The sequence below is a fragment of the Pseudomonas sp. HD6515 genome (assembly GCF_024971855.1).
Classification (GTDB): Bacteria; Pseudomonadota; Gammaproteobacteria; order Pseudomonadales; family Pseudomonadaceae; genus Aquipseudomonas; species Aquipseudomonas alloputida.
The window spans coordinates 6,269,291-6,290,791 of the sequence record NZ_CP079827.1 but is presented as its reverse complement, the minus strand read 5'-3'; the positions used below and the strand labels follow the sequence as shown (position 1 = coordinate 6,290,791).

General features: G+C 58.4%; 22 protein-coding genes. 21 read left to right on the top strand and 1 reads right to left on the bottom strand.

Features of this window, described 5'->3' with window-relative positions; genetic code table 11:
• Positions 1-595 precede the first annotated feature (595 nt).
• The 21 genes from rpmH to glmS all read left to right on the top strand — a co-directional run bounded on the left by rpmH (position 596) and on the right by glmS (position 20,950).
• Positions 596-730, top strand: a complete 135-nt coding sequence (rpmH, locus tag KW568_RS28860) for a 50S ribosomal protein L34 (RefSeq protein WP_003253163.1) — start codon at positions 596-598, stop codon at positions 728-730.
• Between the two features lie 13 nt (positions 731-743).
• A complete protein-coding gene (gene rnpA, locus KW568_RS28855) occupies positions 744-1,148 on the top strand; it encodes a ribonuclease P protein component (protein WP_003253166.1) in 405 nt (134 codons plus the stop codon).
• Positions 1,141-1,386: a membrane protein insertion efficiency factor YidD gene (gene yidD / locus KW568_RS28850; RefSeq protein ID WP_003253169.1), complete on the top strand. Its 246-nt coding sequence runs from the start codon at positions 1,141-1,143 to the stop codon at positions 1,384-1,386. The genes rnpA and yidD overlap by 8 nt, the downstream gene beginning before the upstream one ends.
• A 2-nt stretch (positions 1,387-1,388) precedes the next feature.
• Positions 1,389-3,071, top strand: coding sequence for a membrane protein insertase YidC (gene yidC / locus KW568_RS28845; protein WP_003253171.1), 1,683 nt, complete (start codon positions 1,389-1,391; stop codon positions 3,069-3,071).
• Between the two features lie 88 nt (positions 3,072-3,159).
• Positions 3,160-4,530, top strand: coding sequence for a tRNA uridine-5-carboxymethylaminomethyl(34) synthesis GTPase MnmE (gene mnmE, locus KW568_RS28840; RefSeq protein WP_003253174.1), 1,371 nt, complete (start codon positions 3,160-3,162; stop codon positions 4,528-4,530).
• Between the two features lie 633 nt (positions 4,531-5,163).
• Positions 5,164-7,056, top strand: a complete 1,893-nt coding sequence (mnmG, locus tag KW568_RS28835) for a tRNA uridine-5-carboxymethylaminomethyl(34) synthesis enzyme MnmG (protein WP_003253177.1) — start codon at positions 5,164-5,166, stop codon at positions 7,054-7,056.
• Positions 7,053-7,703 (top strand): 16S rRNA (guanine(527)-N(7))-methyltransferase RsmG, encoded by a 651-nt coding sequence (gene rsmG, locus KW568_RS28830; RefSeq protein WP_003253179.1) that lies wholly within the window; start codon positions 7,053-7,055, stop codon positions 7,701-7,703. The genes mnmG and rsmG overlap by 4 nt, the downstream gene beginning before the upstream one ends.
• A gap of 18 nt (positions 7,704-7,721) precedes the next feature.
• A complete protein-coding gene (locus KW568_RS28825; RefSeq protein WP_003253182.1) occupies positions 7,722-8,513 on the top strand; it encodes a ParA family protein in 792 nt (263 codons plus the stop codon).
• Between the two features lie 9 nt (positions 8,514-8,522).
• Positions 8,523-9,395, top strand: a complete 873-nt coding sequence (locus tag KW568_RS28820; protein ID WP_003253185.1) for a ParB/RepB/Spo0J family partition protein — start codon at positions 8,523-8,525, stop codon at positions 9,393-9,395.
• 149 nt (positions 9,396-9,544) lie between these two features.
• Positions 9,545-9,952, top strand: a complete 408-nt coding sequence (locus KW568_RS28815; RefSeq protein ID WP_003253187.1) for a F0F1 ATP synthase subunit I — start codon at positions 9,545-9,547, stop codon at positions 9,950-9,952.
• A 16-nt stretch (positions 9,953-9,968) separates the two neighbouring features.
• A complete protein-coding gene (atpB, locus tag KW568_RS28810) occupies positions 9,969-10,838 on the top strand; it encodes a F0F1 ATP synthase subunit A (RefSeq protein ID WP_003253188.1) in 870 nt (289 codons plus the stop codon).
• A 144-nt stretch (positions 10,839-10,982) separates the two neighbouring features.
• On the top strand, positions 10,983-11,240 hold the full coding sequence (gene atpE / locus KW568_RS28805) for a F0F1 ATP synthase subunit C (RefSeq protein WP_003097235.1): 258 nt from the start codon (positions 10,983-10,985) through the stop codon (positions 11,238-11,240).
• Positions 11,241-11,296: 56 nt separating this feature from the next.
• On the top strand, positions 11,297-11,767 hold the full coding sequence (locus KW568_RS28800; RefSeq protein ID WP_003253189.1) for a F0F1 ATP synthase subunit B: 471 nt from the start codon (positions 11,297-11,299) through the stop codon (positions 11,765-11,767).
• 12 nt (positions 11,768-11,779) lie between these two features.
• Positions 11,780-12,316, top strand: coding sequence for a F0F1 ATP synthase subunit delta (locus KW568_RS28795; protein ID WP_003253191.1), 537 nt, complete (start codon positions 11,780-11,782; stop codon positions 12,314-12,316).
• 21 nt (positions 12,317-12,337) lie between these two features.
• Entirely contained in the window at positions 12,338-13,882 is a 1,545-nt protein-coding gene (gene atpA, locus KW568_RS28790) for a F0F1 ATP synthase subunit alpha (protein ID WP_003253193.1), read from the top strand.
• A gap of 48 nt (positions 13,883-13,930) precedes the next feature.
• Positions 13,931-14,791, top strand: a complete 861-nt coding sequence (gene atpG, locus KW568_RS28785) for a F0F1 ATP synthase subunit gamma (RefSeq protein ID WP_003253195.1) — start codon at positions 13,931-13,933, stop codon at positions 14,789-14,791.
• Positions 14,792-14,818: 27 nt separating this feature from the next.
• The gene (atpD, locus tag KW568_RS28780; RefSeq protein WP_003253197.1) at positions 14,819-16,195 is read left to right on the top strand and encodes a F0F1 ATP synthase subunit beta; all 1,377 of its coding nucleotides are present in this window, start codon (positions 14,819-14,821) and stop codon (positions 16,193-16,195) included.
• Between the two features lie 43 nt (positions 16,196-16,238).
• Complete coding sequence (locus tag KW568_RS28775) at positions 16,239-16,658, top strand: F0F1 ATP synthase subunit epsilon (protein ID WP_003253199.1); 420 nt, start codon at positions 16,239-16,241, stop codon at positions 16,656-16,658.
• A gap of 119 nt (positions 16,659-16,777) precedes the next feature.
• The gene (glmU, locus tag KW568_RS28770) at positions 16,778-18,145 is read left to right on the top strand and encodes a bifunctional UDP-N-acetylglucosamine diphosphorylase/glucosamine-1-phosphate N-acetyltransferase GlmU (RefSeq protein ID WP_003253201.1); all 1,368 of its coding nucleotides are present in this window, start codon (positions 16,778-16,780) and stop codon (positions 18,143-18,145) included.
• A gap of 189 nt (positions 18,146-18,334) precedes the next feature.
• Positions 18,335-19,111 carry a DeoR/GlpR family DNA-binding transcription regulator gene (locus KW568_RS28765; protein ID WP_003253204.1) on the top strand — a complete coding sequence of 259 codons (777 nt, stop codon included), beginning with the start codon at positions 18,335-18,337 and terminating at the stop codon, positions 19,109-19,111.
• A 3-nt stretch (positions 19,112-19,114) separates the two neighbouring features.
• Positions 19,115-20,950, top strand: a complete 1,836-nt coding sequence (gene glmS / locus KW568_RS28760; protein WP_004575180.1) for a glutamine--fructose-6-phosphate transaminase (isomerizing) — start codon at positions 19,115-19,117, stop codon at positions 20,948-20,950.
• Between the two features lie 171 nt (positions 20,951-21,121).
• Here the strand turns inward: glmS and KW568_RS28755 are convergent, their stop codons facing one another.
• Positions 21,122-21,493 (bottom strand): hypothetical protein, encoded by a 372-nt coding sequence (locus KW568_RS28755; RefSeq protein WP_127644111.1) that lies wholly within the window; start codon positions 21,491-21,493, stop codon positions 21,122-21,124.
• Positions 21,494-21,501 lie beyond the last annotated feature (8 nt).

Below are 21,501 nucleotides of genomic sequence, written 5' to 3'. Positions count from 1 at the left end.
GGATATCCCCTGAGTTTGAAAGCCGGATGAGGCAAAAACAAACCGCCATTGTACCGGTCGAGCGTTCAGTTATCCACATGTGGACACGTTAGGAACCACGACAAAACAGCCATTTATCGACCAAAACGGCTTTTCGCCTCTGTGAATAAGCCCTGTGGATAAACGCCCATGAGGGCTATGCACAACCCCAGCCCTTAGCCTGTTGATAACTCCACTGTGGATAACAGGTGTTTTCATCCACAGCTTTCGCTCACGATGGGAACAAGCGCAGCACGGGTTCAGAACAAAGTTGTAAAACTCTGTACACCCCGTAATTCATGGGCTAGCGCAGGTTATCCACAGAAGGTTATCCACTTAAGAGTTATAAGTTCTTCAAAAAAGCTTTCTATATGTCTCTTCTTTTTTTTCATGTTGTCCCCGATCCGTGTGTCCGATCAAGCACCCCTTGGGCACTGATCAACAGGCACCGTCCATCACATGCTCTATATGGAAAGACTGGTTGGAAATTGACCTATGGGCTTGCTTTCTCTAGAATCGCCGGTCTCTTAAAAAGGGGGCCATCCCGGCCCGTCGTCGACAAACCAGGTAACACGCCATGAAACGTACTTTCCAACCAAGCACCATCAAGCGCGCCCGCACCCACGGTTTCCGTGCCCGTATGGCTACCAAGAACGGCCGTGCTGTTCTGTCGCGTCGTCGTGCCAAAGGCCGTAAGCGTCTGGCCATTTGATTTTTCGGCACAGGTGGTGAGTCAGGACTTCAGTCGGGAAAAGCGACTGCTTACACCCCGGCATTTCAAAGCGGTCTTCGACTCCCCAACCGGCAAGGTTCCAGGGAAAAACCTGCTGATCCTTGCTCGCGAGAACGGCCTCGATCACCCACGCCTTGGCTTGGTAATCGGCAAGAAGAGTGTCAAGCTCGCCGTTCAACGCAACCGCCTCAAGCGCTTGATGCGCGATTCCTTTCGTCTGAACCAGCAATTGCTTGCCGGCCTGGACATCGTGATCGTCGCGCGCAAGGGATTGGGTGAGATAGAAAACCCGGAATTGCACCAACACTTTGGCAAGCTCTGGAAACGCCTGGCGCGCAGCCGGCCGACACCAGCAGTCACCGCCAATTCCGCAGGGGTAGACAGCCAAGATGCGTAAACTGGCACTCGTTCCGATCCAGTTTTACCGTTACGCCATTAGTCCTCTGATGGCCAATCACTGTCGGTTTTTCCCCAGTTGCTCCTGTTACGCGTATGAAGCCATCGAAAACCATGGCATCTGGCGTGGTGGGTGGCTGGCCGTTCGTCGCCTGGGGCGTTGTCATCCGTGGAATGACGGCGGTTTCGACCCCGTTCCACCCGCTCCTTCCTCCCGAACTTCTTCGATAGCCGAGTAATCATGGATATTAAACGCACGATCCTGATCGCCGCGCTGGCAGTCGTGTCCTACGTCATGGTCCTGAAGTGGAACGATGACTACGGCCAGGCTGCCCTGCCGACTCAGAATACTGCTGCCAGCACTGTTGCTCCGGGCTTGCCCGATGGCGTGCCGGCCGGTAACAACGGTGCCAGCGCCGATGTACCGAGCGCCAACGCCGAATCGAGCCCTGCCGAACTGGCACCGGTCGCACTCAGCAAGGACCTGATCCGAGTCAAGACCGACGTTCTGGAACTGGCTATCGATCCGGTCGGTGGTGACATCGTCCAGCTGAACCTGCCGAAGTACCCACGCCGTCAAGACCACCCGAACATTCCATTCCAGTTGTTCGACAACGGTGGTGAGCGTGTTTACCTGGCACAAAGTGGTCTGACCGGCACCGATGGCCCGGATGCCCGCGCCAGCGGCCGTCCCCTGTATGCCGCCGAGCAGAAGAGCTACCAGCTGGCCGACGGCCAGGAACAACTGGTGGTAGACCTGAAGTTCAGTGACAACGGTGTGAACTACATCAAGCGTTTCAGCTTCAAGCGCGGTGAGTACGACCTGAATGTCAGCTACCTGATCGACAACCAGAGCGGCCAGGCCTGGAGCGGCAACATGTTTGCCCAGCTCAAGCGTGATGCCAGCGGCGATCCGTCCTCCAGTACTGCCACCGGCACCGCTACCTACCTGGGCGCTGCCCTGTGGACAGCATCTGAGCCTTACAAAAAGGTCTCGATGAAGGACATCGACAAAGGTAGTTTGAAAGAAAATGTGTCCGGCGGTTGGGTTGCCTGGCTGCAGCACTACTTCGTGACCGCCTGGATTCCGGCCAAGTCGGACAACAACGTTGTCCAGACCCGCAAGGATAGCCAGGGCAACTACATCATCGGCTACACCGGCCCGGTTATCAGCGTACCGGCTGGCGGCAAGGTCGAAACCAGTGCCCTGCTGTACGCCGGCCCGAAGATCCAGTCCAAGCTGAAAGAGTTGTCCCCAGGCCTGGAATTGACCGTCGACTACGGCTTCCTGTGGTTTATCGCCCAACCGATCTTCTGGCTGCTGCAACATATCCACAGCCTGCTGGGTAACTGGGGCTGGTCGATCATCGTGCTGACCATGTTGATCAAAGGCCTGTTCTTCCCACTGTCGGCTGCCAGCTACCGCTCCATGGCGCGTATGCGTGCCGTTGCACCTAAGCTCGCCGCACTCAAGGAACGCTTCGGTGACGATCGCCAGAAGATGTCCCAGGCGATGATGGAGCTTTACAAGAAAGAGAAGATCAACCCACTGGGCGGCTGCCTGCCGATCCTGGTGCAGATGCCGGTATTCCTGGCCCTGTACTGGGTATTGCTGGAAAGCGTGGAAATGCGCCAGGCCCCATGGATACTGTGGATTACCGACCTGTCGATCAAGGATCCGTTCTTCATCCTGCCGATCATCATGGGCGCCACCATGTTCATCCAGCAGCGCCTGAACCCGACACCGCCGGATCCGATGCAGGCCAAGGTGATGAAAATGATGCCAATCATCTTCACCTTCTTCTTCCTGTGGTTCCCTGCCGGTCTGGTGCTGTACTGGGTTGTGAACAACTGCCTGTCGATTTCGCAGCAGTGGTACATCACTCGCCGTATCGAAGCAGCTACCAAAAAAGCTGCTGCTTGACGGGCTAATACGCTAGCCTGTGAATAAAAAACGCCCCCTAGTGGGGCGTTTTTGCTATCTGTCGTTTTTGTCGTAGAGGCTTTCGAGCATGAACACTGTGCGTGAAACCATCGCCGCCATCGCCACGGCCCAAGGCCGGGGCGGTGTGGGAATTGTCAGGTTGTCCGGCCCTCTGGCTGCCAAGGCCGGCCTGTTGATCACTGGCCGCACCCTGACCCCGCGGCATGCCCATTACGGTCCGTTCCGCGACGATGAAGGGCTGGTGCTGGACGAAGGGATTGCTCTGTTCTTTCCCGGGCCTAATTCGTTCACTGGTGAGGACGTGCTTGAACTGCAGGGACACGGCGGCCCGGTGGTTTTGGACATGCTGCTGCAGCGCTGTGTACAAGTCGGCTGTCGTCTGGCTCGCCCGGGCGAGTTCAGCGAGCGCGCCTTCCTCAACGACAAGCTCGACCTGGCGCAGGCCGAAGCCATCGCCGACCTGATCGAGGCCAGTTCCAGCCAGGCAGCGCGCAACGCCCTGCGCTCGCTGCAAGGGGAATTCTCCAAGCGTGTGCACAGCCTCACCGAGGCGTTGATTGCCTTGCGTATTTACGTCGAGGCGGCGATCGACTTTCCTGAGGAAGAGATCGACTTCCTCGCCGATGGCCATGTGCTGTCGATGCTTGATGCCGTGCGCAGCGAGTTATCCACTGTGCAGCGCGAGGCCGGGCAGGGCGCCTTGCTGCGTGACGGCATGACGGTAGTCATTGCTGGCCGACCGAATGCCGGTAAATCGAGCTTGCTGAACCAGCTGGCCGGGCGGGAAGCAGCCATCGTCACTGACATCGCCGGCACCACGCGGGATATCCTGCGCGAACATATCCACATCGACGGCATGCCGCTGCACGTTGTCGATACTGCCGGCTTGCGCGATACCGATGACCATGTGGAAAAGATCGGTGTGGAACGCGCCCTGAAGGCCATTGGCGAGGCAGACCGTGTGCTGCTGGTGGTCGACTCCACTGCGCCCGAGGCCAGCGATCCGTTCGCTTTGTGGCCGGAGTTTCTCGCTCAGCGGCCGGACCCGGCCAAGGTCACGTTGATTCGCAACAAGGCCGACCTGAGTGGTGAGCGGGTAGCGCTGGAACAGTGCGATGACGGCCATGTGACCATTACCCTGAGCGCCAAGGGCGACGACACAGGGCTGCAACTGCTCCGCGACCATCTGAAGGGTTGTATGGGTTACGAGCAGACTGCAGAGAGTGGCTTCAGCGCCCGCCGGCGCCATCTGGATGCTTTGCGCCAGGCCAGCGAGCACCTGGAGCACGGCCGTGCCCAATTGACCTTGGCGGGCGCGGGAGAGCTTCTGGCTGAGGACTTACGCCAGGCACAGCATGCGCTGGGGGAGATCACAGGAGCATTCAGCTCGGATGACCTGCTTGGGCGGATTTTCTCCAGCTTCTGCATCGGCAAGTAATCCACAGCCAGGCAAGGCCAAGCGCCGCTCCTTAGGGAGCGGCTTTTTTTTGCCTGAAATTCGTTGCAGAAGATGAATGCAGGCCGATGACCCAAACACCTGTGGGGGCGGGCGGGGCCGCGAAGAAGCCCTTACAAGCTCCAGATCCCTGTGGATGTACCGACCCTTTCGCGGGCTCGACCGCTCCAACCTGACCATGTCTGGCCGCCAGCGCGATGAATTTTCCATGCTCGGCTTGAAAACTGTGCTCAGGAGCCCTGTGGAAAAGTCGCCTTCAGCTCAGTTGATAAGCGGGCTTTTTTTCTGAGGGAAAACCCGCCTGTGGGTAAACAGCCATTTAATCCACAGGCTAAAAGACGTTATCCATAGGCCTCATGGCACTCCAGACACAGGGTTTAATTTCTCTCTACATAGCGCCATTATTGGGATACAGGACTTTATCCACAGATATCGCTGTGCATAAGAATAAACATAAAAACAAAGCTTTTTAAATTTCTTCTCTTTGATTTCTGTTGTTTGCCACTCATCCACAGACTGGTCAAAATTTGCTCAGACGGTTTCTTTAGTGGGGGTGAAGTCCCTATACTTGTCCGCTTACCTTCTCTATTCGCAAAAACAGGCACGAGGTGCGTGGTGGATTTCCCTTCCCGTTTTGACGTGATCGTCATCGGCGGCGGCCATGCCGGTACCGAGGCTGCGCTTGCGTCTGCACGCATGGGTGTGAAAACCCTGCTGCTGACCCATAACGTGGAAACCCTCGGTCACATGAGCTGCAACCCCGCCATCGGCGGTATTGGCAAAAGCCATCTGGTCAAAGAGATCGATGCGCTCGGCGGCGCCATGGCGCTGGCCACCGACAAGAGCGGCATCCAGTTCCGCGTTCTGAACAACCGCAAGGGCCCGGCCGTACGTGCCACCCGTGCGCAAGCCGACCGCGCCATCTACAAGGCAGTGGTACGTGAAATCCTGGAAAACCAGCCAAACCTGTGGATATTCCAGCAGTCCTGCGACGACCTGATTGTCGAGCAGGACCAGGTCAAAGGCGTGGTGACCCAGATGGGCCTGCGTTTCTTTGCCGAATCGGTGGTGCTGACTACCGGTACCTTCCTCGGCGGCCTTATCCACATTGGTCTGCAAAACCATTCCGGTGGTCGCGCCGGTGATCCACCTTCGATTGCCCTGGCCCACCGCATGCGTGAACTGCCGCTGCGCGTCGGCCGCCTGAAAACCGGTACCCCGCCACGCATTGACGGCCGCTCGGTGGACTTCTCGGTAATGACCGAACAGCCAGGCGATACGCCGATCCCGGTGATGTCGTTCATGGGCAATGCCGAAATGCACCCGCGTCAGGTGAGTTGCTGGATTACCCACACCAATGCGCGCACCCACGAGATCATTGCGTCGAACCTCGACCGTTCACCGATGTACTCGGGTGTGATCGAAGGTGTCGGTCCGCGCTACTGTCCGTCGATCGAAGACAAGATCCACCGCTTCGCCGACAAGGAAAGCCACCAGGTGTTCATTGAGCCGGAAGGCTTGAACACCCATGAGTTGTATCCCAACGGTATTTCCACTTCGCTGCCGTTCGACGTGCAGCTGGAGCTGGTCCGTTCGATCCGCGGCATGGAAAACGCCCACATCGTGCGCCCGGGCTATGCCATCGAGTACGACTACTTCGATCCCCGTGACCTCAAGTACAGCCTCGAGACCAAAGTCATCGGCGGCCTGTTCTTCGCCGGGCAGATCAACGGCACCACCGGGTACGAAGAAGCCGGCGCCCAGGGCCTGCTGGCCGGGACTAACGCCGCACTTCGGGCGCAGGGCCGTGACAGCTGGTGCCCGCGCCGCGACGAGGCATACATCGGCGTACTGGTGGACGACCTGATTACCTTGGGTACTCAGGAGCCGTACCGCATGTTTACCTCGCGTGCCGAGTACCGGCTGATACTGCGCGAAGACAACGCCGACCTGCGCCTGACCGAAAAGGGCCGTGAACTGGGCCTGATCGATGACCAGCGCTGGGCCGCGTTCTGCGCCAAGCGCGACGGTATCGAGCGTGAGGAACAGCGCCTGAAATCGACCTGGGTTCGGCCGAATACCGAGCAAGGCCAGGCCGTTGTGGATAAATTCGGCACTCCGCTGAGCCACGAGTACAGCTTGCTCAACCTGCTGGCGCGTCCCGAAATCGACTACGCCGGCCTGATCGAAGCGACTGGCGGTGAAGCAATCGATCCACAGGTTGCCGAGCAGGTCGAGATCCGCACCAAGTACGCCGGCTACATCGACCGTCAGCAGGATGAAATTGCCCGACTGCGCGCCAGCGAAGACACACGCCTGCCTGTGGATATCGACTACACGACGATTTCCGGCCTGTCCAAGGAGATACAGGGCAAGCTGAGCCAGACCCGTCCGGAGACGCTGGGCCAGGCTTCGCGTATCCCGGGTGTGACCCCGGCGGCGATTTCCCTGTTGCTGATTCACTTGAAAAAACGCGGCGCTGGCCGCGAATTGGAGCAAAGCGCTTGAGTTCCCTGGTCACCCCTCAACACGCTGAAGAGTTATCCACAGGTGCACGCCAGCTTGGCGTCGAGCTGACTGCCGAGCAGCACGAGAAGCTGCTTGGCTACCTGGCTCTGTTGATCAAATGGAACAAAGCCTACAACCTGACTGCTGTGCGCGATCCGGACGAGATGGTTTCGCGTCACCTGCTCGACAGCCTTAGCGTCATGTCTTTTATCCACAACGATCGTGATAACTGGCTGGATGTTGGCAGCGGCGGTGGCATGCCCGGCATCCCGCTGGCTATCCTGCATCCACACAAGCGCGTCACCGTGCTGGACGCCAATGGCAAGAAGACCCGTTTCCTGACTCAGGTGAAAATGGAACTCAAGCTGGACAACCTCACGGTTATCCACAGCCGGGTCGAGGCCTTCCAGCCGGCACAACCGTTCGACGGAATCATCTCCCGCGCCTTCAGCAGCATGGAGAACTTCACCAACTGGACCCGCCACTTGGGCGACACCGGGACGCAATGGCTTGCAATGAAGGGGCTGCATCCTGCCGATGAACTGGTAGCATTGCCCGCAGACTTCACAGTGGAAAGCGAACAGGCCCTGACCGTTCCGGGTTGCCAGGGCCAGCGCCATCTGCTGATACTGCGCCGCAAGGCATGACTGGGAACACTCGCAACAATGGCTAAGGTATTCGCAATCGCGAACCAGAAAGGTGGTGTGGGCAAGACAACCACCTGTATCAATCTCGCCGCCTCGCTGGCTGCGACCAAGCGTCGTGTCCTGCTGATCGACCTCGATCCGCAGGGCAACGCCACCATGGGCAGCGGTGTGGACAAGCACGAGCTCGAGCATTCGGTCTACGACCTGCTGATCGGGGAGTGCGACTTGGCCCAGGCTATGCACTACTCCGAGCACGGAGGCTTCCAGTTGCTGCCGGCCAACCGTGACCTGACCGCCGCTGAGGTGGTGCTGCTGGAAATGCAGGTCAAGGAAAGCCGTCTGCGCAACGCCCTGGCGCCTATTCGCGATAACTACGACTACATCCTCATCGACTGCCCGCCGTCGCTGTCGATGCTCACGCTGAATGCTCTGGTCGCTTCCGATGGCGTGATTATCCCCATGCAGTGTGAGTACTACGCACTGGAAGGTCTCAGCGACCTTGTGGATAACATCAAGCGTATCGCCGCCCGGTTGAACCCGGAGTTGAAGATCGAGGGCCTGCTGCGGACCATGTACGATCCGCGTCTGAGCCTGAACAACGATGTTTCGGCACAGTTGAAGGAGCACTTTGGCCCTCAGCTGTACGACACGGTCATTCCGCGCAACATTCGCTTGGCCGAGGCCCCCAGCTTCGGCATGCCAGCCCTTGCTTACGACAAGCAATCGCGGGGCGCGCTGGCGTACCTGGCCCTGGCTGGGGAACTGGTACGCCGTCAACGCCGTCCATCACGCACTGCACAAACAACTTAAGGAATCCGTATGGCCGTCAAGAAACGGGGTCTCGGACGTGGGTTGGATGCACTGCTCAGTGGTCCTTCCGTCAGCGCGCTCGAAGAGCAGGCTGTGAAGATCGACCAGAAAGAACTGCAACACCTGCCGGTCGAGCTGGTCCAGCGCGGCAAGTATCAGCCTCGCCGGGACATGGACCCGGAGGCGCTGGAAGAGCTTGCGCACTCGATTCGCAACCATGGTGTGATGCAACCGATCGTGGTACGCCCGATTGGCGACAACCGATACGAGATCATCGCCGGTGAGCGCCGTTGGCGCGCTACCCAGCAGGCCGGCCTGGACACGATCCCGGCCATGGTCCGCGAAGTGCCCGACGAAGCCGCCATCGCCATGGCATTGATCGAGAACATCCAGCGCGAAGACCTCAACCCACTGGAAGAGGCCATGGCCCTGCAGCGCCTGCAACAGGAATTCGAGCTCACCCAGCAGCAGGTGGCTGACGCTGTGGGCAAGTCGCGGGTGACTGTGGCCAACCTGCTGCGCCTCATTACCTTGCCTGATGCGATCAAGACCATGCTCGCCCACGGTGATCTGGAGATGGGGCACGCCCGTGCATTGCTCGGCCTGGATGAAAATCGTCAGGAGGAGGGGGCGCGTCATGTTGTCGCACGTGGCCTCACCGTGCGCCAAACCGAGGCACTGGTCCGTCAGTGGCTCAGCGACAAGCCTGATCCGGTCGAACCGAGCAAACCTGATCCGGATATCGCACGCCTTGAACAGCGGCTCGCAGAGCGCCTGGGCTCGGCCGTGCAGATCCGTCATGGCAACAAGGGCAAAGGCCAGTTGGTTATTCGCTACAACTCGCTTGATGAGTTGCAAGGCGTGCTCGCTCACATCCGCTGAAACAATTCCTGTTGTAGCGCGAAGTCGGAAATCACTACCGAAGAGTTGAATAGGGGTTAATCCACCCCTATACTCTGCGCGCATTTTGTCGGCACAAATTATGCCAAGTCATAGCTGACTTGTTGGTCGACTTCCGAGGAGCAGTTGTGATGGAAATACGCACGCCAAACCGCCTGCCTTTCCATCGCTGGGCGGTTTTTCCGGTACTGCTGGCTCAATTTGTCGTACTGCTGCTGGCAACCTTGGTGGTGTGGCAGTGGAAAGGGTCGGTCAGTGGATATTCAGGCCTTTGCGGAGGTTTGATTGCCTGGCTGCCCAATGTGTATTTCGCCTGGAAGGCTTTTCGCTTCAGCGGGGCTCGGGCGGCACAAGCTATCGTCAAGTCGTTTTACGCTGGCGAGGCAGGCAAGATGATTTTGACGGCAGTGCTTTTTGCACTGACCTTTGCAGGAGTGAAGCCACTGGCGCCGCTAGCAGTATTCGGCGTCTTCGTGTTGACCCTTTTGGTCAGCTGGTTCGCGCCCCTGCTGATGAATAAAAGACTTTCGAGACCTTAGGGCGTTTGAGGCAACCATGGCAGCAGAAACCGCTTCGGGCTATATCCAGCACCACTTGCAGAACCTGACCTACGGTCAACTACCAGACGGCAGCTGGGGCTTCGCCCATTCGGCTGCAGAAGCCAAGGCAATGGGCTTCTGGGCGTTCCACCTGGACACCCTGGGTTGGTCCGTCGCGCTGGGTCTGATCTTCCTGTTGATCTTCCGCATGGCGGCCAAGAAGGCGACTTCCGGCCAACCTGGCGGTCTGCAGAACTTCGTTGAGGTGATGGTCGACTTCGTCAACGGCAGCGTGAAGGACTCCTTCCACGGCCGTAGCCCGGTAATCGCACCACTGGCGCTGACCATTTTCGTCTGGGTATTCCTGATGAACGCCGTCGACCTGGTACCGGTCGACTGGATTCCTCAGCTGGCCATCCTGATTTCCGGTGACCCGCACATTCCGTTCCGCGCCGTGTCGACCACCGACCCGAACGCGACCCTGGCCATGGCCTTCTGCGTCTTCGCCCTGATCATCTTCTACAGCATCAAGGTCAAGGGACTGGGCGGCTTCATCGGTGAGCTGACCCTGCACCCGTTTGGCAGCAAGAATATCTTCGTGCAGATCCTGCTGATTCCGGTCAACTTCCTGCTGGAATTCGTCACCCTGATCGCCAAACCGATCTCGCTGGCACTGCGTCTGTTCGGCAACATGTATGCTGGCGAGCTGGTGTTCATCCTGATCGCTGTAATGTTCGGCTCCGGCCTGCTGTGGCTCAGCGGCCTGGGTGTGGTGCTGCAATGGGCGTGGGCTGTGTTCCACATCCTGATCATCACCCTGCAAGCTTTCATCTTCATGATGCTGACCATCGTCTACCTGTCGATGGCTCACGAAGATAACCATTAAGACCGCCTGGCGTGTCTGATAGCCTTCCCTGCCGGTACGGGGGGAGGGCTTAAAAAGTCCGCAAGGGCATGCTGTACCAAACGATTTGTTTTACCGCTTCAAACTAAAAACCTAACCAATACGACGTAAAAGTCGGGAGGAAAGATGGAAACTGTAGTTGGTCTGACCGCTATCGCTGTTGCTCTGCTGATCGGCCTGGGTGCTCTGGGTACCGCCATTGGTTTCGGCCTGCTGGGTGGCAAATTCCTGGAAGGCGCTGCTCGTCAGCCAGAAATGGTTCCGATGCTGCAGGTCAAAATGTTCATCGTTGCCGGTCTGCTCGACGCCGTAACCATGATCGGTGTTGGTATCGCTCTGTTCTTCACCTTCGCGAATCCGTTCGTTGGTCAGATCGCCGGCTAATCACTCGTCACCACGAGTTGATGGCTGTATGAATTAAGACCGAGCGAGGTGTTGGCGTGAACATTAATGCAACCCTGATTGGCCAATCCGTTGCTTTCCTGATTTTTGTACTCTTCTGCATGAAGTATGTATGGCCTCCGGTCATCACTGCTCTGCAAGAGCGCCAAAAGAAGATTGCCGACGGCTTGGACGCTGCCAACCGCGCAGCTCGCGACCTGGAGCTGGCCCAAGAGAAAGCGGGTCAGCAACTGCGTGAAGCTAAAGCACAAGCAGCCGAAATCATCGAGCAAAGCAAGAAACGCGCTGCTCAGCTTGTCGAGGAAGCCCGTGAACAGGCCCGCGTCGAAGCTGACCGTGTGAAGGCTCAGGCTCTGGCCGAGATCGAACAGGAACTGAACAGCGCTAAAGACGCCCTGCGTGCCCAAGTGGGTGCTCTGGCCGTTGGTGGTGCTGAAAAGATCCTTGGCGCCACAATCGATCAAAACGCGCATGCGGAGCTGGTTAACAAACTGGCCGCTGAAATTTAAGCGAGGGCGATCATGGCAGAACTGACCACGTTGGCCCGACCTTACGCTAAGGCTGCCTTTGAGCATGCCCAGGCCCATCAGCAACTGGCCAATTGGTCAGCCATGCTCGGCCTGGCTGCTGCGGTGTCGCAAGACGACACCATGCAGCGCCTGCTCAAGGCCCCGCGACTGACGAGCGCAGAAAAGGCCGCCACGTTCATTGACGTGTGCGGTGACAAGTTCAATGCACAGGCACAGAATTTCATTCATGTTGCCGCGGAAAACGACCGTCTCCTGCTTCTGCCGGAGATTGCCGCCCTGTTCGACCTGTACAAGGCCGAGCAAGAGAAATCCGTGGACGTGGAAGTCACCAGTGCCTTCGCGTTGAACCAAGAACAGCAAGACAAACTCGCCAAGGTTCTCAGTGCACGGTTAGGCCAGGAAGTGCGCCTGCACGCGTCGGAGGATGCCAGCCTGATTGGCGGCGTCGTCATCCGCGCCGGTGACCTGGTAATCGATGGCTCTGTTCGCGGCAAAATCGCGAAACTGGCCGAAGCATTGAAATCTTGAGTTTGAAGGGGCAGCAGAGCAATGCAGCAACTCAATCCTTCCGAAATTAGTGAAATCATCAAGGGCCGCATCGATAACCTCGATGTGAGCTCCCAAGCCCGTAACGAAGGTACCGTCGTTTCGGTATCCGACGGTATCGTGCGGATCCACGGTCTGGCCGACGTTATGTACGGCGAAATGATCGAGTTCCCTGGCGGCGTCTACGGCATGGCCCTGAACCTGGAGCAAGACTCCGTAGGTGCAGTGATCCTGGGTGCATACGACACCCTCGCCGAAGGCATGAGCGCCAAGTGCACCGGCCGCATCCTGGAAGTTCCGGTTGGTAAGGAACTGCTGGGTCGCGTCGTCGACGCACTGGGCAACCCGATCGACGGCAAAGGTCCTCTGGGCAACACCCAGACCGACGCAGTCGAGAAAGTGGCTCCAGGCGTGATCTGGCGTAAGTCGGTAGACCAGCCTGTACAGACTGGTTACAAATCCGTCGACGCCATGATCCCTGTCGGCCGTGGCCAGCGTGAGCTGATCATTGGCGACCGTCAGATCGGCAAGACCGCCATGGCCATCGACGCCATCATCAACCAGAAAGACTCCGGTATTTTCTGCGTTTATGTTGCTGTCGGCCAGAAGCGTTCCACTGTTGCCAACATCGTTCGCAAGCTGGAAGAAAACGGCGCCCTGGCCAACACCATCGTGGTTGTTGCCAGTGCTTCGGAATCCGCCGCACTGCAATTCCTGGCGCCATACGCCGGTTGCACCATGGGCGAGTTCTTCCGCGACCGCGGTGAAGACGCACTGATCGTTTACGATGACCTGTCCAAGCAGGCCGTTGCCTACCGTCAGATCTCCCTGCTGCTGCGCCGTCCACCAGGACGCGAAGCATACCCAGGCGACGTGTTCTATCTCCACTCCCGTCTGCTGGAGCGTGCATCGCGCGTTTCGGAAGAGTACGTCGAGAAGTTCACCAACGGTGCTGTCACTGGCAAAACCGGTTCCCTGACCGCTCTGCCGATCATCGAAACCCAGGCTGGCGACGTTTCTGCGTTCGTTCCGACCAACGTGATTTCCATCACTGACGGTCAGATCTTCCTGGAATCGGCCATGTTCAACTCGGGCATCCGCCCTGCAGTGAACGCCGGTGTTTCGGTATCCCGCGTAGGTGGTGCCGCTCAGACCAAGATCATCAAGAAGCTGTCCGGTGGTATTCGTACCGCTCTGGCTCAGTACCGTGAACTGGCTGCATTCGCCCAGTTCGCGTCCGATCTGGACGAAGCGACCCGCAAGCAGCTGGAGCATGGTCAGCGCGTTACCGAGCTGATGAAGCAGAAGCAGTACGCGCCGATGTCCATCGCGGACATGGCTCTGTCGCTGTACGCCGCTGAGCGTGGCTTCCTGATCGACGTAGAAGTCTCCAAGATCGGCAGCTTCGAGCAAGCTCTGATCGCCTTCTTCAACCGTGATCACGCTGAACTGATGGCGAAGATCAACGTGAAGGGTGACTTCAACGACGAAATCGACGCAGGCCTGAAAGCCGGTATCGAGAAGTTCAAGGCCACCCAGACCTGGTAAGCCGCAGCGGGGGCTCAGGCCCCCGCTTGCTAACCTGATAGGTGATACATGGCAGGCGCAAAAGAGATTCGCAGTAAGATTGCGAGCATCAAAAGCACGCAAAAAATTACCAGCGCCATGGAGAAAGTGGCGGTCAGCAAGATGCGCAAGGCACAAATGCGCATGGCTGCTAGCCGTCCTTACGCGGAACGTATCCGCCAGGTGATCGGTCATCTGGCCAACGCCAACCCGGAATACCGCCACCCGTTCATGATCGAGCGCCCTGTAAAGCGCGCTGGTTATATCGTGGTGAGCAGTGACCGTGGTCTGTGCGGTGGCTTGAACACCAACCTGTTCAAGGCCCTGGTCAAGGACATGAGCGCAAACCGCGAACAGGGCGTGGAAATCGACCTGTGCGTGATCGGCAGCAAGGGTGCGACTTTCTTCCGCATCTTTGGCGGCAACGTCGTAGCAGCGATCAGCCACTTGGGCGAAGAGCCATCGATCAACGATCTGATCGGCTCCGTCAAAGTGATGCTGGACGCCTACCTGGACGGCCGTATCGATCGCCTCTCGGTGGTTTCGAACAAGTTCATCAATACCATGACCCAGAAGCCGACGGTCGAGCAATTGGTACCGTTGGTGGCAACCCCGGATCAGGATCTCAAGCATCACTGGGACTACCTGTACGAACCCGACGCAAAAGAGCTGCTGGACGGCTTGATGGTGCGCTACGTGGAGTCGCAGGTATACCAGGCGGTGGTCGAGAACAACGCTGCTGAACAAGCGGCCCGGATGATCGCCATGAAGAACGCCACAGACAACGCCGGTGATTTGATCAAAGAGCTTCAGTTGATCTACAACAAGGCGCGTCAGGCTGCGATCACCCAGGAGATCTCGGAAATCGTCGGCGGCGCTGCCGCGGTTTAACGGTTCACATATTCAGAGGATCCAGCTATGAGTAGCGGACGTATCGTTCAAATCATCGGCGCCGTCATCGACGTGGAATTCCCACGTGACGTCGTGCCGAGTGTATACAACGCGCTTAAAGTACAAGGCGCGGAAACCACCCTGGAAGTTCAGCAGCAGCTGGGCGACGGCGTGGTTCGTACCATTGCGATGGGCTCGACCGAAGGCCTGAAGCGCGGTCTGGATGTCGTCGACACCGGCGCTGCCATTTCCGTTCCAGTTGGTAAGGCCACCCTGGGCCGTATCATGGACGTACTGGGCAACCCGATCGACGAAGCCGGCCCGATCGGCGAAGAAGAGCGTCGCGGTATCCACCAGCCAGCGCCTTCGTTCGCTGACCAGGCAGGCGGCAACGACCTGCTGGAAACCGGCATCAAGGTTATCGACCTGGTTTGCCCGTTCGCCAAGGGTGGTAAGGTTGGTCTGTTCGGTGGTGCCGGTGTCGGCAAGACCGTAAACATGATGGAACTGATCCGTAACATCGCCATGGAACACAGCGGTTACTCCGTGTTCGCTGGTGTGGGTGAGCGTACTCGTGAGGGTAACGACTTCTACCACGAGATGAAGGACTCCAACGTTCTCGACAAAGTAGCGCTGGTCTACGGTCAGATGAACGAGCCACCAGGAAACCGTCTGCGTGTAGCGCTGACCGGCCTGACCATGGCCGAGAAGTTCCGTGACGAAGGTAACGACGTTCTGCTGTTCGTCGACAACATCTATCGTTACACCCTGGCCGGTACTGAAGTATCCGCACTGCTGGGCCGTATGCCTTCGGCAGTAGGTTACCAGCCGACCCTGGCTGAAGAGATGGGCGTTCTGCAAGAGCGCATCACCTCCACCAAGGAAGGTTCGATCACCTCCGTACAGGCCGTATATGTACCTGCGGACGACTTGACCGACCCGTCGCCAGCGACCACCTTCGCCCACTTGGACGCCACCGTCGTTCTGTCCCGTGATATCGCCTCCCTGGGTATCTACCCAGCGGTCGACCCACTGGACTCGACTTCGCGCCAGCTGGACCCGAACGTGATCGGCAACGAGCACTACGAGACCGCTCGTGGCGTTCAGTATGTTCTGCAGCGCTACAAAGAGCTGAAGGACATCATTGCGATCCTGGGTATGGACGAACTGTCCGAAGCCGACAAGCAACTGGTAGCCCGCGCTCGTAAGATCCAGCGCTTCCTGTCGCAGCCGTTCTTCGTGGCAGAAGTCTTCACCGGTTCGCCAGGTAAGTACGTTTCCCTGAAAGACACCATCGCTGGCTTCAGCGGCATCCTCAAAGGTGACTACGACCACCTGCCAGAACAAGCGTTCTACATGGTCGGCAGCATCGACGAAGCGATCGAGAAAGCCAAGAAACTGTAATTCCTGCGCCCCGCAAGGGGCGCTATCAGGTTGAGGCAAGCAGATGGCTATGACAGTCCATTGCGATATCGTCAGCGCGGAAGGAGAGATCTTCTCCGGCCTGGTCGAGATGGTGGTTGCGCACGGTAACCTGGGTGATCTTGGTATCGCTCCAGGCCATGCGCCGCTGATCACCAATCTCAAGCCTGGTCCGATCACGCTGACCAAGCAGGGTGGCGCACAAGAGGTGTTCTACATCTCTGGTGGTTTCCTCGAGGTTCAGCCGAACATGGTCAAGGTGCTTGCCGATACCGTGCAACGTGCTACAGACCTGGATGAAGCTCAGGCTCAGGAGGCCCTCAAGGCTGCCGAGAACGCCCTGAATCTGAAAGGCGCGGACTTCGACTACAGTGCCGCCGCCGCACGTCTGGCCGAGGCCGCAGCCCAGCTGCGTACCGTCCAGCAAATGCGCAAAGGCAAGTAATCGGCCCCGGCTGATAACTGCTGTTGCGATTGAGTAAAAGGGTAGCCTCGGCTACCCTTTTTCTTTTTCTGTTTTCTCCCCCCGGTCTTTCACTGACCGCCCAGGATTGGTAGCCAGTAATGTCACTCGATATCGTTATTCTCGCCGCCGGCCAAGGCACCCGCATGCGCTCGGCGCTGCCCAAAGTGTTGCACCCGGTAGCTGGCAATTCCATGCTCGGCCATGTTATCCACAGCGCGCGCCAACTTCAGCCGCAAGGTATTCATGTGGTCATTGGCCATGGTGCCGAGCTGGTTCGCGAGCGCTTGGCCGCTGACGACCTGAATTTCGTCATGCAGGATAAACAGCTGGGTACCGGTCATGCTGTTGCCCAGGCACTGCCAGCGCTGACCGCTGATACCGTGCTGGTGTTGTACGGCGACGTGCCGTTGATCGAAGTGGAGACCCTGCAGCGTCTGTTGGCGAAGGCCAACGATCAGCAGCTGGGACTGCTGACAGTCACCCTCGACGATCCGACCGGTTATGGCCGGATCGTGCGTGACGAGCAGGGCAGGGTAACTGCCATCGTTGAGCACAAGGACGCCAACGACGCGCAAAAAGCGATCAAGGAAGGCAACACCGGCATTCTGGCGCTGCCAGCCGCGCGTCTGGCTGACTGGATGGGCCGGCTGTCGAACAACAACGCCCAGGGCGAGTATTACCTGACCGACGTAATTGCCATGGCAGTGGCCGATGGCTTGGTGGTGGCAACTGAACAGCCACACGACGCTATGGAAGTGCAGGGCGCCAACGACCGCCGCCAGCTCTCCGAACTGGAGCGTCACTACCAGTTGCGTGAAGGCCGCCGTCTGATGGCTCAGGGGGTTACCCTGCGTGACCCGGCACGCTTCGATGTTCGGGGTGAAGTCAGCGTTGGTCGTGATGTGCTGATCGACATCAACGTGATTCTCGAAGGCAAGGTGGTCATCGAAGACGATGTGCAGATCGGCCCTAACTGCGTGATCAAGAACACGACCCTGCGCAAAGGCGCGGTGGTCAAGGCCAACAGCCACCTCGAAGGCGCTGTGATGGGCGAAGGCAGCGATGCTGGCCCGTTCGCCCGCCTGCGTCCGGGCAGCGTACTGGACGCCAAGGCCCATGTGGGTAACTTCGTCGAACTGAAAAACGCCCACCTGGGTGAGGGGGCCAAGGCTGGTCACCTGACCTACCTGGGGGATGCCGAAATCGGTGCGCGCACCAATATCGGCGCCGGCACCATCACCTGCAACTACGATGGCGCCAACAAGTTCAAGACCGTGATGGGTGAAGACGTGTTCATCGGTTCGAACAACTCGCTGGTGGCGCCTGTGGAAATCAAGGCCGGCGCGACCACCGCAGCCGGCTCGACCATCACCCAGGCCGTAGAAGCGGGTGACCTGGCTGTAGCCCGTGCGCGCCAGCGCAACATTTCGGGCTGGAAGCGCCCGGAGAAGATCAAGAAGAGCTGAGTTATTCACAGCCGTTTCGATCGAAAGCCGACTTATGTGAATAAGTCGGCTTTTTTATTGGCGCTGCCGCGCCAAAAGGACCGCGTCAAAGCAGAAGCAAACAATCCACAGGTCAGCGACAGCTTGACGAATCGCGCGTCTTAGGTTTTGATTGCAATCACTAACTTTCGAATCGAAACTTAAACGCACATGTCGAAACGAAACACACCACAACGGCGACACAATATTCTGGCTCTGCTCAGCGAGCAGGGTGAGGTAAGTGTGGACGCGTTGGCCAAGCGTTTCGCCACCTCGGAAGTGACCATTCGCAAAGACCTCGCCGCCTTGGAAACCAACGGCTTGTTATTACGCCGCTACGGTGGTGCGGTGCCGGTGCCGCAAGAGTTGCTGGGTGAACCGGCACAACCCGTCTCTTCCTATAAAAAGGCCATTGCGCGTGCTGCCGTGGGGCGTATCCGCGAACATGCGCGCATTATCATCGACAGCGGCAGTACTACGGCGGCAATGATCCCCGAACTGGGGCGCCAGCCAGGCCTGGTGGTGATGACCAATTCGCTCAATGTGGCCCGTGCAATCTGCGACCTCGAACACGAGCCGGTGCTGCTGATGACCGGTGGCACCTGGGACCCGCATTCCGAATCGTTCCAGGGCCAGGTCGCGGAGCAGGTACTGCGCTCCTACGATTTCGACCAATTATTCATCGGTGCCGACGGCATCGACCTCGGCCGGGGTACCACTACCTTCAACGAGTTGCTTGGGCTGAGTCGGGTAATGGCCGAAGTCGCCCGTGAAGTGATCGTGATGGTCGAGTCGGACAAGGTAGGGCGCAAGATCCCTAACCTCGAGCTGCCCTGGGGCAGTGTGCACACCCTTATTACAGATGAACGCCTGCCAGCAGCAGCGCGCGAACAAATTCAAGCCCGCGGCATCAACCTGATCTGCGCCGCGATCAGCCAGGAGCAATAAAACATGTGTGGAATCGTTGGTGCTGTCGCCGAGCGTAATATCACAGCCATCCTGATCGAAGGCCTTAAGCGTCTTGAATACCGCGGTTACGACAGCGCCGGTTTGGCTGTACTCACCCAGAACGGTGAACTGCAGCGCCGCCGCCGCATCGGCAAGGTCAGCGAGCTGGAGGTTGCTGTTGCTGATGACCCATTGGCAGGCCAGCTGGGTATTGCCCACACTCGCTGGGCTACCCACGGTGCGCCGACTGAAGGCAACGCCCACCCGCACTTCTCGGGCAATGACGTGGCCGTGGTGCACAACGGCATCATCGAGAACCACGAGGAGCTGCGCGAAGAGCTGAAGGGCCTGGGCTATGTCTTCACTTCGCAGACCGATACCGAAGTCATCGTCCACCTGATCCACCACACCCTGAAGAGCATTCCAGACCTGACCGACGCCCTTAAGGCGGCGGTGAAGCGCCTGCACGGCGCATACGGCCTCGCGCTGATCAGTGCCAAGCAGCCGGACCGCCTGGTGGCCGCACGCAGTGGTAGCCCGCTGGTTATCGGTCTGGGCCTTGGCGAGAACTTCCTGGCGTCCGACCAGCTGGCGCTGCGTCAGGTAACTGACCGCTTCATGTACCTGGAAGAAGGCGACATCGCTGAAATCCGCCGTGATCAGGTCTCTATCTGGGACCAGCAGGGCAACAAGGTCCAGCGCGAAACCGTGCAGTACCACGAAGGTGCCGAGGCTGCCGACAAGGGCGCTTACCGCCACTTCATGCTCAAGGAAATTCACGAGCAGCCAAGCGTTGTTCAGCGCACGCTTGAAGGCCGCCTGGGCAAGGACAACGTGCTGGTCCAGGCCTTTGGCCCGCAAGCTGCCGACCTGTTTGCCAAGGTGCGCAACGTGCAGATCGTTGCCTGTGGCACCAGCTACCACGCCGGTATGGTTGCGCGTTACTGGCTGGAAAGCCTGGCCGGCATCCCATGCCAGGTAGAAGTGGCCAGCGAGTTCCGCTACCGCAAGGTGGTGGTGCAGGCGGACACGCTGTTCGTCTCCATCTCGCAGTCCGGCGAAACCGCCGATACCTTGGCCGCACTGCGCAACGCCAAGGAGTTGGGTTTCCTCGGCAGCCTGGCGATCTGCAACGTGGGTATCAGCTCGCTGGTACGCGAGTCGGACTTGACCCTGCTGACCTTGGCCGGCCCTGAAATCGGCGTGGCTTCGACCAAAGCATTCACCACCCAGCTGGTTTCGCTGATGCTGCTGACCCTGGCCCTTGGTCAGGTGCGCGGTACGCTGGAAGCCGGTGTCGAAGCTGAGCTGGTTGAAGAGCTGCGTCGACTGCCAACCCGCCTGGGCGAAGCCCTGGCCATGGATGCCACCGTCGAGAAAATTGCCGAGCTGTTCGCCGACAAGCACCATACCCTGTTCCTTGGCCGCGGCGCGCAGTACCCGGTGGCGATGGAAGGTGCTCTCAAGCTTAAGGAAATCTCCTACATCCACGCCGAAGCTTACCCAGCAGGCGAGTTGAAGCACGGCCCGCTGGCGTTGGTGGACAACGACATGCCGGTGGTTACCGTTGCACCCAACAACGAACTGCTGGAGAAGCTGAAGTCCAACCTGCAGGAAGTGCGTGCCCGTGGTGGCGAGCTGGTAGTGTTCGCCGACGAGCACGCTGGCATGACCAATGGTGAAGGCACCCACGTGATCAAGGTGCCGCACATTGCCGATGCCCTGGCGCCAATCCTGTACACCATCCCGCTGCAGTTGCTGTCTTATTACGTGGCCGTGCTAAAGGGGACCGACGTTGACCAGCCGCGTAATCTGGCCAAGTCGGTGACTGTCGAGTAACGGGTAGTCAGGTGTTGATCAACTGGATTTAGAGAATTAAAACTGTCGGAAGCGGCCGAGGATTCCTCGGTTCGCTTTCCGTTCAGTGGCTTCTCACATTAATCAGTTCAAGGCGCCTCGCAGAGAGAGTAGGCCCACTCCGGGGCCTGCTCATCTATATTAAAACGCAAGTCATGTGTATGACTTAACCGCCACTTGTTGCAGTCGACGGTATTCAAGCGCCAGCAGATACAAACAGCTAGGGACGACAATTAGATCAATTCCGATATGGAACAAGCTAAATGGGTTGTTATGCACAAGCAGGTAGCGGCATGCACCCATGATACCTCCCGCCAAAGGCAGATAAGAACCCAGCCACAGGCCTAGTGTGCCAGGTTTTAGGAGGTATATGCCTACAACAAGATAGATCGCCCCGAACGTTGCAGCACCAATTACGTTTAGCGCGAAACCATAAACCACTAGTTGTGACAAATGGGTTACACCGGATAGCAACATGAGAGCCGCCGACAGTTTTCGTATTCCTTTGAGAGTATTTGAACTCATGGTGTTAA